This is a genomic window from Bacillus cereus group sp. BfR-BA-01379, from assembly GCF_022663605.1.
In the GTDB taxonomy this organism is placed as follows: domain Bacteria; phylum Bacillota; class Bacilli; order Bacillales; family Bacillaceae_G; genus Bacillus_A; species Bacillus_A mobilis.
Genome location: NZ_JAKUFT010000047.1, coordinates 1 through 13,995, shown reverse-complemented (window position 1 = coordinate 13,995; position 13,995 = coordinate 1). Strand labels below are relative to the sequence as shown.

Genomic DNA, 13,995 nt, shown 5'->3' with positions numbered 1-13,995 from the left:
CGGGAATATGAATAGTAAACAATTAATTCAAGAAGCAATCGAAGCGCGTAAACAAGCGTACGTACCATATTCTAAATTTCAAGTAGGTGCAGCATTATTAACACAGGATGGAAAAGTATATCGTGGATGTAATGTTGAGAATGCATCATATGGCCTATGTAACTGTGCAGAAAGAACAGCTTTATTTAAGGCGGTTTCTGAAGGCGATAAAGAGTTTGTAGCTATCGCGATTGTGGCGGATACAAAGCGTCCAGTACCTCCTTGTGGAGCATGTCGACAAGTTATGGTAGAATTATGTAAACAGGATACGAAAGTATACCTATCAAATTTACATGGTGACGTTCAAGAGACGACAGTCGGAGAATTGTTGCCAGGAGCATTTTTAGCGGAGGATTTACATGAATAGAAAAGGTTATAAATCAGGTTTTGTCTCTATTATTGGCAGACCGAATGTTGGAAAATCTACATTTTTAAATCGTATTATCGGCCAGAAAATTGCCATTATGAGTGACAAGCCACAAACAACTCGTAATAAAATTCAAGGCGTATATACAGAAAATGATTCACAAGTAATTTTCATTGATACACCAGGAATACATAAACCTAAACATAAATTAGGCGACTTCATGGTGAAGATGGCTCAAACGACATTAAAAGAAGTTGATATTGTTCTGTTTATGGTCAATGCAGTTGAAGGATTTGGTCGTGGTGAAGAATTTATCATTGAGAAATTAAAAGAAACGAAACAACCAGTATTTTTAGTAATTAATAAAATCGACCAACTTCATCCAGAGCAATTATTAGAGTTAATCGATCAATACCGCAAACTATATGAGTTTGCAGAGATTGTACCAATTTCTGCATTAGACGGTAATAATGTGGACGCTTTAATTGGAACGATTAAAAAGTATTTACCAGAAGGACCACAGTACTATCCAGATAATCAAGTAACGGATCATCCAGAGAGATTTATTATTTCAGAGCTTATTCGTGAGAAAGTACTACATTTAACACGTGAAGAAGTGCCGCATTCTGTGGCTGTTGTTATCGATGCAATTCAAAAACGCGAAGGCGGTGCAGTTTATATCAATGCAACGATTGTTGTGGAACGTCCGTCGCAAAAAGGGATTATTATCGGAAAACAAGGGAAGATGTTAAAAGAAGTTGGTAAGCGAGCTCGTTTTGATATTGAAGCATTGCTCGGTTCAAAAGTATTTTTAGAAGTATGGGTAAAAGTGCAAAAAGATTGGCGTAATAAAATGTCTCAGCTTCGTGACCTTGGTTTCCGCGAAGACGAGTACTAAAATAGAGTAAAGCTGTAATCAGCGGATGTTTTGTTCATCCGCTGATTATTGGTTTTTATGAGTTTTGATAAATTAGGAAAAATTTTTCTCACATGAAAATGGACAAAATGGGTCAATTTAATAACAACAAAGGAAATTGGTTTATAGGCTACGCTTATTGAGAAAGGTGGATTCTTATGCTAGATTTTACCTGGAAGTTTTTCTCCAAAACAGGAAGCATTGAAACGTACTTGCTTTTGAAAGAAATGGAAAAAGACGTAAACGATGAGATGGATCAACATGAAGAGGAGCTAGCGCATCTAGACTCTCCAATTTCTTGACCCGTTTTGTTCAAACCTTGGATGGTGACGAACATGTTTCAAAAAGTTGAGGGCATCGTTATCCGTACGACAGATTACGGAGAAACGAACAAGATTGTTACAATATTCTCAAGAGAATTGGGTAAGGTAAGTGCAATGGCAAGAGGAGCGAAAAAACCGAAAAGCCGGTTAGCGTCTGTTTCGCAACTTATGACACATGGTAATTTTCTTATTCAAATGGGATCTGGACTTGGAACTTTACAACAAGGCGAGATTATTTCAACTATGAAAGAAATTCGCGAGGATATATTTTTAACTGCTTATGCATCATTTATTGTTGAGTTAACTGATAAAGCAACAGAAGATAAAAAACATAATCCATATTTATTTGAAATGTTATATCAAACGTTGCATTATATGTGTGAGGGTGTTGATTCAGAAGTATTATCATTAATTTATCAAACGAAAATGCTTCCGGTATTAGGGATGCGCCCGTATTTTGATACATGTGCGATTTGTCATCAAGAAACAGATTTTGTCGCCTTCTCTGTCCGGGAAGGCGGTTTTCTGTGCTCGCGTCATGCTGAGCAAGACCAGTATCGTATACCAGTGGGGGAAGCTGTTCATAAATTATTACGTCTTTTCTACCACTTCGATTTACATAGACTTGGCAATGTATCAGTGAAGGATAGCACAAAAAAACAAATGCGTTTAGTATTGAATACATATTATGATGAATATTGCGGGATTTATTTGAAATCAAGACGTTTCTTAGAACAACTTGATAAGTTTCAAATATAATTTGGGGCCGTATACGGTCCTTTTTACATCCTATCTTTTTCGAATAGCATATTTAGTATATAATATTTAAGAGATAGTATAACTTTTTTCGTTGTGCATTGAAGGTGGTGATTATCATAGAGCTGAATAAACGGCAAGAACATATCATTCAGATTGTAAAAGATCACGGTCCTATTACAGGGGAGTCAATTGCTGCGCAATTAGGATTAACACGTGCAACGCTAAGACCAGACTTAGCAATTTTAACGATGGCTGGTTATTTAGAAGCGCGTCCACGCGTAGGTTATTTTTATACGGGTAAAACTGGGGGACAGCTATTATCTGAAGCTGTTAAGAAAATTAAAGTACAAGATTATCAATCTAGACCAGCTGTAATTGATAAAAATGTATCAGTATACGATGCGATTTGTACGATGTTTTTAGAGGACGTAGGTACATTATTCGTTGTAGATCAATCGACTTTATTAGTTGGCGTTGTATCTCGTAAAGATTTATTACGAGCTAGCCTAGGAAAGCAGGATTTAACCTCTCTTCCGGTTAATATTATCATGACAAGGATGCCAAACATTGCGATGTGTCGTAGAGAAGATTCTTTGTATGATATTGCGATGGAATTAATAGAAAGACAGATTGATGCGATGCCAGTTGTAAAAGATACGAAACAAGGTTTAGAAGTGATTGGACGAATTACAAAAACAAATATTACACGTGCGTTTGTAAACTTAGTAAATAACGAATAAGTGTAATTTGTTTAAAGTGAGGTAATGTAATGGATAATAAAATCGTATATGTCGTATCTGACTCTGTTGGAGAAACGGCTGATTTGGTTGTTCGAGCAGCGATGGGTCAATTCCCATTCGCTCCTGATATTAGACGTGTACCGTATGTAGAAGATACAGGGACATTAAAAGAAGTGATTTCAATTGCTAAGAGCAATCAAGCGCTTATTTGTTTCACGTTAGTAAAGCCTGACATGCGCCAGTATTTAGTGACAGAGGCTGCGAAAGAAGGCGTAGAGGCATATGATATTATCGGGCCTCTTATTGATCAAATTGAAGAAATTACAGGGCAAGTACCAAGATATGAGCCGGGTGTTGTTCGTAGATTAGATGAAGAATACTTTAAAAAGATTGAAGCGATTGAGTTTGCTGTAAAGTATGATGATGGTAGAGACGCACGTGGTATTTTAAAAGCAGATATCGTGTTGATTGGGATTTCGCGCACATCAAAAACACCACTTTCTCAATATTTAGCTCATAACAAACGTTTGAAAGTTGCCAATGTACCGCTCGTACCAGAAGTAGATCCGCCTGAAGAATTATATCAAGTGGCTAAAGAAAAATGCTTCGGTTTGAAAATTACGCCAGATAAGTTGAATCATATTCGAAAAGAGCGATTGAAATCACTTGGACTAAGTGACGGTGCAACATATGCCAATATTAATCGTATTAAAGAAGAAATTGATCACTTTGAGAATGTAGTTAGTAAAATAAATTGTCAAGTAATTGATGTATCGAATAAAGCGATTGAAGAAACAGCCAACATTATTGTGAATGCAGTGCAAAACCAAAAAATGTTTTAGCACATTTACCAAAGGTGAATGTGCTTTTTTCGCTCGTGAGAAATACAATGCCTGTTGATTTCGTAATAGATTATAGTGGAGTGGTTATACTTATATTCTTCTGTCTTTTTATTATGCTAAAGGCAGGGTTTTGTTATCCTGAAATAGAAGATGAAAAAATAAAGGGATATGTAGCGCAGTTGAAGAAAATATATTATAATAAAAAATTGTGATAAAAACCTATATTTTACGTTTAGACTTTAATTTTTCAGAATAAACTAGGGATAGGATTTATGAAAAGACATGTAATTACGTTAAATCGACAAAATCTATACAAGAAAACGCACATTATGGAAGGATTCGCAGAAGGGATGTAGAATACAGAAATATGCAAAACATCAATATCGTATTAGTTGATGCAGATGCATATCCTGTGAATGCTGAAAATTGTGCAAGTTGGAACGAAAGTTCATGTCGAAATTTTGTTTGTCACATCGTATGCTCATCGATGAAGGAAGTAGCAAGAAAAATTGGATCCATGTAGATGCTGAATAAGCTAAAGTTGATTTTTTATATGTATCAACGTGCAAAAGAAACAGATCTCGTGATCACATAGGATATGGTGCTTGCTAGTCTTCTTGTAAAAAAGTGTATATGTATTGTCTCCAGGAGGTACATTTGTAACAGATGAGCAAATGGATACAATTTTATATAGTAGGTACGTATCTGCGAAAGTACGCAGAAAAGGGTCTACAAAATCGTTTGATAACGTGATCGACAACACTTTCTAATAAGTTTAGAAAAAATATTGTCGAATTATAAAGGAATTTTTTAATTTATATCGAATACAAAATACGACACGGAGATGGATTTATGGGGAACAGAATTCCCGAAGAAGTTGTTGAACAGATTCGGACGTCATCGGATATTGTAGAAGTGATTGGTGAATACGTTCAACTTAGAAAACAGGGACGTAACTATTTCGGCCTTTGTCCATTTCATGGTGAGAATTCTCCTTCATTCTCTGTTTCATCGGATAAGCAAATTTTTCATTGCTTCGGATGTGGAGAAGGTGGAAATGTATTTTCCTTTCTAATGAAAATGGAAGGATTGGCTTTTACCGAGGCTGTTCAAAAGCTAGGTGAAAGAAATGGAATTGCGGTTGCAGAGTATACATCAGGGCAAGGACAACAAGAAGATATATCTGATGACACTGTCATCATGCAACAGGCTCATGAACTTTTGAAAAAGTATTATCATCATTTATTAGTAAATACAGAAGAAGGAAATGAAGCACTTTCGTATTTATTAAAACGTGGTATTACGAAAGAGATGATTGAGAAGTTTGAAATTGGTTATGCATCACCTGCTTGGGATGCAGCAACGAAAATTTTACAAAAAAGAGGTTTATCGCTGTCTAGTATGGAACAAGCTGGCCTTCTCATAAGAAGCGAGAAGGATGGTAGTCATTATGATCGCTTCCGTGGAAGGGTTATGTTTCCAATCTATACGTTACAAGGTAAAGTGATAGCGTTTAGTGGAAGGGCGCTAGGAGATGATACTCCGAAATATTTAAATAGCCCTGAAACACCGATTTTTCATAAAAGTAAATTGTTGTATAACTTCCACCAAGCGAGGCCGTTTATTAGAAAACGTGGGCAAGTGGTCCTTTTTGAAGGGTATGCCGATGTACTAGCTGCGGTAAAAAGTGGTGTGGAAGAAGCTGTTGCGACAATGGGAACAGCTTTAACTGAAGAACAAGCAAAACTTCTGCGACGTAACGTTGAAACTGTTGTTCTTTGCTATGATGGTGATAAAGCAGGGCGAGAAGCAACGATGAAAGCAGGGCAATTATTGCTAAAAGTTGGTTGCCAAGTTAAAGTTACATCCTTGCCAGATAAGCTTGACCCTGATGAATATGTGCAACAATATGGGACAACTGCTTTTGAAAATCTTGTGAAATCAAGTATAAGTTTTGTTGGTTTTAAAATAAATTATTTGCGTTTAGGGAAAAATTTGCAAGATGAGTCTGGCAAAGAAGAATATGTGAAAAATGTTTTAAAAGAGTTATCGTTGCTACAGGATGCGATGCAGGCAGAATCATATTTGAAGTCATTATCGCAAGAATTTTCGTATTCAATGGAAACGCTTTTGAATCAATTGCACCAATATCGCAAAGAACAAAAGGTACAGCAAAAACAAGTAAAGCAGGTTTCTAAGCCGTCTCAAATTGTTCAAACAAAACCGAAGTTAACAGGTTTTGAAAGGGCAGAAAGAGAAATTATTTACCATATGTTGCAAAGTCCAGAAGTGGCTGTTCGTATGGAATCCCACATAGAAGATTTTCACACAGAAGAACATAAAGGGATTTTATATGAACTATACGCATATTATGAAAAGGGAAATGAACCTTCAGTCGGAACATTTTTAAGTTGGCTCTCTGATGAGAAGTTGAAAAATATTATCACTGATATTTCGACGGATGAATTTATTAATCCAGAATACACAGAAGAAGTGTTGCAAGGCCATTTGGAGACGCTTAGACGTCATCAAGAAAAACTTGAAAAGACGGAAATCATCTTTAAGATAAAACAAATGGAAAAAACAGATCCTGTAGAGGCTGCTAAATATTATGTAGCATATTTACAAAATCAAAAGGCGAGAAAATAGCTTTTTTGATAAATTTTTAGTATAATGAATGTTTGTATCTCGCGTAAGGAGGGGAACAGATGGCTGACAAACCAGCTCGTTCTAAACAAATTGAAACTGAAATGACCCTTGAGCAAGTGAAAGAACAACTCACTGAGCTCGGAAAAAAACGTGGCGTTCTTACATATGAAGAGATTGCAGAACGCATGAATGGATTTGAAATTGAATCCGATCAAATGGATGAATACTACGAATATTTAGGTGAACAAGGGATTGACTTAGTTGGTGACAATGACAACGAAGAAGGTCCTAATAATCGCCAAATTTCAAAAACAGAAGAAGAATTCGACCTTAATGATTTAAGTGTACCGCCTGGGGTTAAAATCAATGATCCTGTTCGTATGTATTTAAAAGAAATTGGTCGTGTAGATTTACTATCTGCAGAAGAAGAAATTCGACTTGCAACGCGTATTGAAGATGGCGATGAAGAAGCGAAACGTCGTCTTGCAGAAGCAAACTTACGTCTTGTAGTAAGTATTGCAAAGCGCTACGTGGGCCGTGGTATGCTTTTCTTAGACTTAATCCAAGAAGGGAATATGGGTCTAATTAAAGCGGTTGAAAAGTTCGATTATCGTAAAGGTTTCAAATTTAGTACGTATGCAACTTGGTGGATTCGTCAAGCGATTACACGTGCGATTGCAGACCAAGCACGAACAATTCGTATCCCAGTTCATATGGTTGAAACGATCAATAAGTTAATTCGTGTACAACGTCAATTATTACAAGATTTAGGACGCGAACCATCTCCTGAAGAGATTGGTGAAGAAATGGATCTTGCTCCAGAAAAAGTACGCGAAATCTTAAAAATTGCACAGGAGCCAGTTTCTCTTGAAACACCAATTGGTGAAGAGGATGACTCCCATTTAGGTGACTTCATTGAAGACCAAGAAGCAACATCGCCTGCGGACCATGCAGCGTATGAATTGCTAAAAGAACAGTTAGAAGATGTGTTAGATACACTAACAGATCGTGAAGAAAATGTTCTGCGTCTTCGCTTTGGTTTAGATGATGGACGAACTCGTACGCTTGAAGAAGTTGGGAAAGTATTCGGCGTAACGAGAGAACGTATCCGTCAAATTGAAGCAAAAGCACTTCGTAAATTAAGACATCCAAGTCGTAGTAAGCGTCTTAAGGATTTCTTAGAATAGGCTACCTTTAAGTTTACTTCACCTTTGTGAAGTAAACTTTTTTATTTTGTTAATTTTTGTTAAACTTTAGCTGTCAGTAACGATTACAATTTCTTGTAATTTATTTTACAGAATTGTCTTTTGATTTGCAAATGCTCATTTTTCGATTTTTCGATTAATTTTGTTTATTCTATACAAAAATATATGTAGAAAAGTGAAAAATATGATGAGAAACGTTAATAATTATCGAAATAATAAGCGATATAACAATAAAAAACAATAAACTGAATTTATGGAATATTTTTAACGATTAGTAGTTTACTCTTTTCTGATAGAGCGTTTTCAAGTACAATGGAAATGACTGAATCATCTAACTATTTAGGGGTATAGAGGGGGGAGAAGAGATATGAAACGTAATCCGCTGATTCCGTTCGCTCTTATTGCAGCATTAGGTATTATCGTTATGTTTGTATTTTCATTTCAGGGGCTAAATAAATCTAAAGAGTTAGCTGATGCAAAAAATGGTGGGAAGCCAGCGCAAACAGCATCGAAGCCAGAGGATATTGTGAAGCAAAGCTGTACGAGCTGCCACGGTGACCAGTTACAAGGGGCAGTAGGGCCTAATTTACAAAAGATTGGTGGGAAACTTTCAAAAGATGAAATTAAAGAAATTCTTTCGAAAGGAAAAGGAAATATGCCACCAAATATAGTTCCAGCTGATCAAGCGGCTAAAGTAGCTGATTGGTTGTCGAAGAAAAAATAAAGTTCCGTATGACAAGCCTTTTGCTTATGCAAAGGGCTTGTTTTTCTATATTTTCTAAAATACGATGAATGATCGAGAAGTGAATTGTTGTTATGGGCTTGCAACAACTACTATAAATTCATTATCATGGAGACAGACTGACAAGAGAAGGAGTAATGGAAATACATGAATGAAGTAAAGCTTTCAAAACGATTAGAAGAAGTTGTGCGTGAAATACCAGTAGGATCTACAGTTGCTGATATTGGATCGGATCATGCGTATTTACCGTGTTATACAATTATAAATAATATTGCTACAAAAGCAGTTGCAGGAGAGGTTGTAGATGGACCATTTCGCTCTGCACAAGCAACTGTAGCTGAAAGTGGCTTACAAGATAAAGTGGATGTGCGTAAAGGGAATGGATTAGCTGTTATCGCGCCAGGAGAAGTAGATGTAATTACGGTTGCCGGAATGGGCGGAGCGTTAATTCGTGACATTTTAGAAAGTGGTAAAGAAAAATTAGAAGGTGTAACGCGTTTAATTTTGCAGCCGAATATTGCAGCGCATCATATTCGTGAATGGTTTATTGAAAATGGGTGGGAACTTATCCATGAAAAAATCGTAAAAGAAGATGGGAAAATTTACGAGATCTTAGTAGGAGAGCGTGGAAACATTGCGATGCCTTACTCTGAAAATAAGCAGGCTGAATTGTTTATGGGTCCATTTTTAATAAAAGAAAAAGGTGAAGCTTTCGTTGAGAAATGGGAAGGAGAATTGAAAAACTTCCAAAATATTTTAAAACAGTTAGAACGTGCGGCTGATTCTGAAGAAACAAAAGCGAAGCGTGCGGAAGTAGAAGCGAAAATGAAAATGATAGGGGAGGTTTTATCATGAGTAAAATTCCAAACGGCCATGAAATTATTTCTTTATTTGAAAGTATGTATCCGAAGCATTTGGCAATGGAAGGAGATAAGATTGGCCTGCAGATTGGAGCGCTTAATAAACCTGTACAGCACGTATTGATTACGTTAGATGTAACGGAAGAAGTTGTGGAGGAAGCAATTCAATTAGGAGCGAATGTCATTATTGCGCATCATCCTTTAATTTTTAATCCGTTAAAAGCGATTCATACAGATAAAGCGTATGGAAGAATTATTGAAACGTGTATTAAAAATGATATTGCCATTTATGCAGCACATACAAATGTGGATGTCGCTAAGGGTGGGGTAAATGATTTACTTGCTGAGGCGTTAGGATTGCAAAATACAGAAGTTCTGGCACCGACATATGCAGAAGAAATGAAAAAGGTTGTTGTGTTTGTGCCAGTAACTCATGCAGAAGAAGTACGGAAAGTATTAGGAGACGCAGGTGCTGGTCATATCGGCAATTATAGCCACTGTACGTTTAGTAGCGAGGGTACAGGTACGTTTGTACCTCAAGAGGGGACAAATCCTTATATCGGGGAAACTGGACAGTTAGAGCGCGTAGAAGAAGTGCGAATCGAAACGATTATTCCAGCTTCACTACAGCGAAAGGTGATTAAAGCAATGGTAACAGCACATCCATATGAAGAAGTAGCGTATGATGTGTATCCACTTGATAACAAAGGCGAAACGTTAGGTCTTGGGAAAATAGGATATTTACAAGAAGAAATGACACTTGGACAGTTTGCAGAACATGTAAAGAAATCATTAGATGTAAAGGGTGCACGAGTTGTTGGGAAATTAGATGATAAAGTGCGCAAAGTAGCTGTACTTGGTGGCGATGGTAATAAATACATCAATCAAGCTAAATTTAAGGGAGCGGATGTATATGTAACAGGTGACATGTATTATCATGTTGCTCATGATGCGATGATGCTCGGCTTAAATATAGTTGACCCAGGACATAACGTTGAAAAAGTAATGAAGCAAGGTGTGCAAAAGCAATTACAAGAAAAAGTGGATGCAAAGAAACTCAATGTACACATTCATGCTTCGCAATTACATACAGATCCATTTACATTTGTATAAGAAAAATAAAAACCGTTGCTCATATAGGCAACGGTTTTTATTATTGTTCTTTTTTCACTTTGACACGAGGTAATATTTTTTGTAACGGTACTTTTCGAACTCTCTCCCACGTAGCGGGATTCATTGGATCATATTGATCTAAGAAAGCGATAACTTCTTTCGTAATTGGAGTTGGAGTAGAAGCACCTGCTGTAACAGCTACGTTTTCTACACCTTGTAGCCACTCTAATTTAATCTCACTTACGTCTGCGACGCGGTATGCTTTCGTACCAGCGATTTCTTGTGATACTTGTGCTAAACGGTTTGAGTTGTTACTTTTCGGATCACCGACAACAATTGTTAAATCGGCAACATCAGCTTGTTTAGCGACCGCTTCTTGGCGAACTTGAGTTGCTAAACAAATTTCCTTATGGAATTCTGCTGTTGGGAATTTCTTCTGGATGTCCTCCATTAAATGCTGAACATCCCATTGGCTCATTGTCGTTTGGTTCGTAACTAAAATCTTATCCGTTGGAATTTCTAATGCTTTTAAATCATCAGCTCTTTCAATAAGATGAACGATATCAGGTGCGATACCAACTGCGCCTTCTGGTTCTGGATGATTTTTTTTGCCGATATAAATGACGTGGTAACCTTCAGCTTTCTTTGCTTCAATAAGGTCATGTGTTTTTGTAACATCTGGACAAGTGGCATCGATTGTCGTTAAACCTTTTTCTTTTGCACGTTGTTTAACTTCTGGAGAAACACCGTGTGCAGTGAAAATAACAGTACCAGATTCGATCTTATCTAAAATTTCTAACCGACTTGGACCGTCTAATGTAATGATGCCATCTTCTTCGAACGCATCTGTTACATGTTTGTTGTGAACAATCATACCTAAAATATAAATAGGTCTTGGTAATGATGTATCTAATGCGGCGTTACGTGCAATAACCATCGCGTCCACAACACCGTAGCAATAACCACGAGGGGAAATTTTAACAATTTTCATATGAGTAATCCTCTCCTTCTAAACAAGGGATACTTTTGTGCATAGTCTTTTACATTATAAAGGAGGAGTGGATAGAAAACAAAGGATTGTTACACATATAGTTTTGGTTTTGTTGCTATTTTTTGAACAGGCTCCTCTCGTAATTCTTTTTCTATGACTGGCTCAATCACTATTTTTTTTCTTTTTCTTTTTTTTTGTGGAGGAGGCGGAGTTGCTACCTCAACTTTTTCTGCTACATCTTCAGCTTGATCTTTAGTTTGATTTTCTTCCGTACTTTTTCCGGAGGTGAGGATTTTAACAATGCTTGGTAGGTTACGCATAATAGGACCGTACTGTTCGACAACAGGACTTACAGATTGAACGACTTGTGATACTTTTTCGATATTGTTTATCATATTAGTTGGATTCGAAATTAAATTCGCAAAAAAGCTGCCAATGCCGCTACTGGATGCTGCTGTAGTTGCTGCACCGCCGCGCGTTTCATTTGATTCATACATTTGAGGGGGAATCATTTGCTCTGGATGCCGCTGCATGTATGGTTGATATTGTTGTGAGTATTGCTGCGGGTATTGTTGTTGGTATTGGTATTGTTGTTGATATTGTGGCGGCGGTTGCTGGTGCATCATTGGCGGCGGTCCTTCCATTTGTCGATAAGGTGGAACCATTTGCATGAAAGGCTCGGTGGGATCATTTTTTTTAAAGAGTTTAGCAAGGAACCCTTTCTTTTTTTGTGCCATCGGTGGTAGTTGTGGAATTGGATATGGTGTATAAGGTTGCTGTCCTGGATTCGGATACATTTGCCTTGTGGGGGATTTTGGAAACATGTGAGAAATCCTCCTTTCTTCAGTTAGGTATATACACATACAATATGCAATAAGAGGGAAGAAGGTTAGTTTTTGAAGGAAAAACCTAAACTAAAGATGGATTTTACTTGTAGATTTCGATATAATGTAGACTTGACTGATTTGTGCGCGCAGTAGAAATTTAGAAAGAAGGTGTAACTTATGACACAACAAACTTTTACACAGTATGATTTTAAACCATTTTTAATAGATGCAGTTCGTGAACTACGCTTTACAGAGCCGACAGGAATTCAAAAGAAAATTTTCCCGGTTGTGAAAAAAGGTGTAAGTGTAATTGGACAATCCCAAACAGGTTCTGGGAAAACACATGCATACTTACTTCCTACATTGAACAGAATTAATGCAAGTCGTGAAGAAGTACAACTTGTTATTACAGCGCCTACTCGTGAGTTAGCACAACAAATTTACGAAGAAATCGTGAAATTAACAAAGTTCTGTGCGGAAGATCAAATGATTACAGCACGTTGTTTAATTGGTGGAACTGATAAACAACGATCAATTGAAAAGTTGAAAAAACAACCTCATATTGTAGTTGGAACACCAGGACGTATTAAAGATTTAGTAGAAGAGCAAGCGCTATTTGTTCATAAAGCAAATACGATTATTGTCGATGAAGCAGACTTAATGCTTGATATGGGATTCATTCATGATGTAGACAAAATTGCAGCACGCATGCCTAGAAACTTACAAATGTTAGTTTTCTCTGCAACAATTCCTCAAAAACTAAAACCGTTTCTGAAGAAATATATGGAGAATCCAGAGCATATTCATATCAATCCAAAACAAGTTGCGGCAGGGAATATTGAACATTATTTAGTACCTTCTAAACATCGTAACAAAATTGATTTAGTGAACAAAATGTTGCTACAATTTAAACCATATTTAGCAGTTGTTTTCACGAATACGAAGAAGATGGCGGATCAGGTTGCTGACGGATTAATGGAACGTGGCTTAAAAGTTGGACGAATTCACGGAGATTTATCGCCGCGTGATCGTAAAAAAATGATGAAACAAATTCGTGACCTTGAATTCCAATATATTGTTGCAACTGATTTAGCAGCACGTGGTATTGATATTGAAGGAATTAGTCATGTTATTAACTACGAACTTCCATCGGACTTAGATTTCTTCGTTCACCGCGTTGGAAGAACAGCACGTGCAGGGCATTCAGGTATTGCAGTGACGATTTATGATCCAGCAAACGAAGAAGCGTTAGATAGTTTAGAAAAACAACGTCATATTGAATTCAAGCATGTAGATTTACGCGGAGATGAGTGGGCGGATTTAGGTGAACGTCGTCGTCGTAAGAGCCGTAAGAAACCAAATGATGAACTTGACGTTATGGCAACAAAAGTTATTAAAAAGCCGAAAAAAGTAAAACCAAACTATAAACGTAAACTTGCAACAGAACGTGACAAAGTGAAGAAAAAATATAGCAATAAAAAAAGATAAGGGGAGCCCCCTTATCTTTTTTTATCCCGCTTTAATGGGCGGTAAGACCCCCACCTCAAAATTCAGCGAAAGCAAAGAAGTTAGGTGGGGGGGCGGGCTGCCCATAAAAGTCCGATTGGTGAGGGCTAATAATC

Annotated in this window: 15 protein-coding genes; 13 read left to right on the top strand and 2 right to left on the bottom strand. The window is 37.1% G+C overall.

Going from position 1 to position 13,995, the window contains the following annotated elements:
- The first annotated feature begins 7 nt into the window (after positions 1–7).
- From MR113_RS17680 to MR113_RS17630, 12 genes are all read left to right on the top strand, one after another.
- On the top strand, positions 8–406 hold the full coding sequence (locus MR113_RS17680) for a cytidine deaminase (protein WP_001086294.1): 399 nt from the start codon (positions 8–10) through the stop codon (positions 404–406).
- Positions 399–1,304 (top strand): GTPase Era, encoded by a 906-nt coding sequence (gene era, locus MR113_RS17675; RefSeq protein WP_061677310.1) that lies wholly within the window; start codon positions 399–401, stop codon positions 1,302–1,304. The genes MR113_RS17680 and era overlap by 8 nt, the downstream gene beginning before the upstream one ends.
- Before the next feature lie 176 nt (positions 1,305–1,480).
- Positions 1,481–1,624, top strand: a complete 144-nt coding sequence (locus tag MR113_RS17670) for a YqzL family protein (protein ID WP_000883924.1) — start codon at positions 1,481–1,483, stop codon at positions 1,622–1,624.
- Between the two features lie 33 nt (positions 1,625–1,657).
- Positions 1,658–2,404 (top strand): DNA repair protein RecO, encoded by a 747-nt coding sequence (recO, locus tag MR113_RS17665; RefSeq protein WP_000487012.1) that lies wholly within the window; start codon positions 1,658–1,660, stop codon positions 2,402–2,404.
- 107 nt (positions 2,405–2,511) lie between these two features.
- Entirely contained in the window at positions 2,512–3,144 is a 633-nt protein-coding gene (locus MR113_RS17660) for a transcriptional regulator CcpN (protein ID WP_000583755.1), read from the top strand.
- A gap of 29 nt (positions 3,145–3,173) precedes the next feature.
- Positions 3,174–3,986 carry a pyruvate, water dikinase regulatory protein gene (locus MR113_RS17655; RefSeq protein WP_144612564.1) on the top strand — a complete coding sequence of 271 codons (813 nt, stop codon included), beginning with the start codon at positions 3,174–3,176 and terminating at the stop codon, positions 3,984–3,986.
- 638 nt (positions 3,987–4,624) lie between these two features.
- Entirely contained in the window at positions 4,625–4,756 is a 132-nt protein-coding gene (locus tag MR113_RS28375; RefSeq protein ID WP_270729271.1) for a hypothetical protein, read from the top strand.
- 82 nt (positions 4,757–4,838) lie between these two features.
- A complete protein-coding gene (dnaG, locus tag MR113_RS17650; protein ID WP_242255851.1) occupies positions 4,839–6,635 on the top strand; it encodes a DNA primase in 1,797 nt (598 codons plus the stop codon).
- A 59-nt stretch (positions 6,636–6,694) separates the two neighbouring features.
- Entirely contained in the window at positions 6,695–7,822 is a 1,128-nt protein-coding gene (gene rpoD, locus MR113_RS17645) for an RNA polymerase sigma factor RpoD (protein ID WP_000764063.1), read from the top strand.
- A gap of 385 nt (positions 7,823–8,207) precedes the next feature.
- Positions 8,208–8,564, top strand: a complete 357-nt coding sequence (cccA, locus tag MR113_RS17640; protein WP_000828145.1) for a cytochrome c550 — start codon at positions 8,208–8,210, stop codon at positions 8,562–8,564.
- 165 nt (positions 8,565–8,729) lie between these two features.
- On the top strand, positions 8,730–9,437 hold the full coding sequence (locus MR113_RS17635) for a tRNA (adenine(22)-N(1))-methyltransferase (RefSeq protein ID WP_061677313.1): 708 nt from the start codon (positions 8,730–8,732) through the stop codon (positions 9,435–9,437).
- Complete coding sequence (locus MR113_RS17630; RefSeq protein ID WP_242255849.1) at positions 9,434–10,555, top strand: Nif3-like dinuclear metal center hexameric protein; 1,122 nt, start codon at positions 9,434–9,436, stop codon at positions 10,553–10,555. Before MR113_RS17635 ends, MR113_RS17630 begins: the two co-directional genes overlap by 4 nt.
- Before the next feature lie 40 nt (positions 10,556–10,595).
- Here the strand turns inward: MR113_RS17630 and MR113_RS17625 are convergent, their stop codons facing one another.
- Positions 10,596–11,546, bottom strand: a complete 951-nt coding sequence (locus MR113_RS17625; protein ID WP_242255847.1) for a 4-hydroxy-3-methylbut-2-enyl diphosphate reductase — start codon at positions 11,544–11,546, stop codon at positions 10,596–10,598.
- Positions 11,547–11,635: 89 nt separating this feature from the next.
- On the bottom strand, positions 11,636–12,370 hold the full coding sequence (locus tag MR113_RS17620) for a VrrA/YqfQ family protein (RefSeq protein WP_242255845.1): 735 nt from the start codon (positions 12,368–12,370) through the stop codon (positions 11,636–11,638).
- A gap of 180 nt (positions 12,371–12,550) precedes the next feature.
- Between MR113_RS17620 and MR113_RS17615 the strand changes: the two genes are divergently transcribed.
- A complete protein-coding gene (locus MR113_RS17615; RefSeq protein ID WP_000194013.1) occupies positions 12,551–13,861 on the top strand; it encodes a DEAD/DEAH box helicase in 1,311 nt (436 codons plus the stop codon).
- The last annotated feature ends 134 nt before the right edge of the window (positions 13,862–13,995 follow it).

Bases quoted from the DNA above. Each gene is read 5' to 3' on its own strand.
- MR113_RS17680 (WP_001086294.1), top strand. From the start codon at position 8: ATGAATAGTAAACAATTAATTCAAGAAGCAATCGAAGCGCGTAAACAA.
- era (WP_061677310.1), top strand. From the start codon at position 399: ATGAATAGAAAAGGTTATAAATCAGGTTTTGTCTCTATTATTGGCAGA.
- MR113_RS17670 (WP_000883924.1), top strand. From the start codon at position 1,481: ATGCTAGATTTTACCTGGAAGTTTTTCTCCAAAACAGGAAGCATTGAA.
- recO (WP_000487012.1), top strand. From the start codon at position 1,658: ATGTTTCAAAAAGTTGAGGGCATCGTTATCCGTACGACAGATTACGGA.
- MR113_RS17655 (WP_144612564.1), top strand. From the start codon at position 3,174: ATGGATAATAAAATCGTATATGTCGTATCTGACTCTGTTGGAGAAACG.
- dnaG (WP_242255851.1), top strand. From the start codon at position 4,839: ATGGGGAACAGAATTCCCGAAGAAGTTGTTGAACAGATTCGGACGTCA.
- rpoD (WP_000764063.1), top strand. From the start codon at position 6,695: ATGGCTGACAAACCAGCTCGTTCTAAACAAATTGAAACTGAAATGACC.
- cccA (WP_000828145.1), top strand. From the start codon at position 8,208: ATGAAACGTAATCCGCTGATTCCGTTCGCTCTTATTGCAGCATTAGGT.
- MR113_RS17635 (WP_061677313.1), top strand. From the start codon at position 8,730: ATGAATGAAGTAAAGCTTTCAAAACGATTAGAAGAAGTTGTGCGTGAA.
- MR113_RS17630 (WP_242255849.1), top strand. From the start codon at position 9,434: ATGAGTAAAATTCCAAACGGCCATGAAATTATTTCTTTATTTGAAAGT.
- MR113_RS17625 (WP_242255847.1), bottom strand. From the start codon at position 11,546: ATGAAAATTGTTAAAATTTCCCCTCGTGGTTATTGCTACGGTGTTGTG.
- MR113_RS17620 (WP_242255845.1), bottom strand. From the start codon at position 12,370: ATGTTTCCAAAATCCCCCACAAGGCAAATGTATCCGAATCCAGGACAG.
- MR113_RS17615 (WP_000194013.1), top strand. From the start codon at position 12,551: ATGACACAACAAACTTTTACACAGTATGATTTTAAACCATTTTTAATA.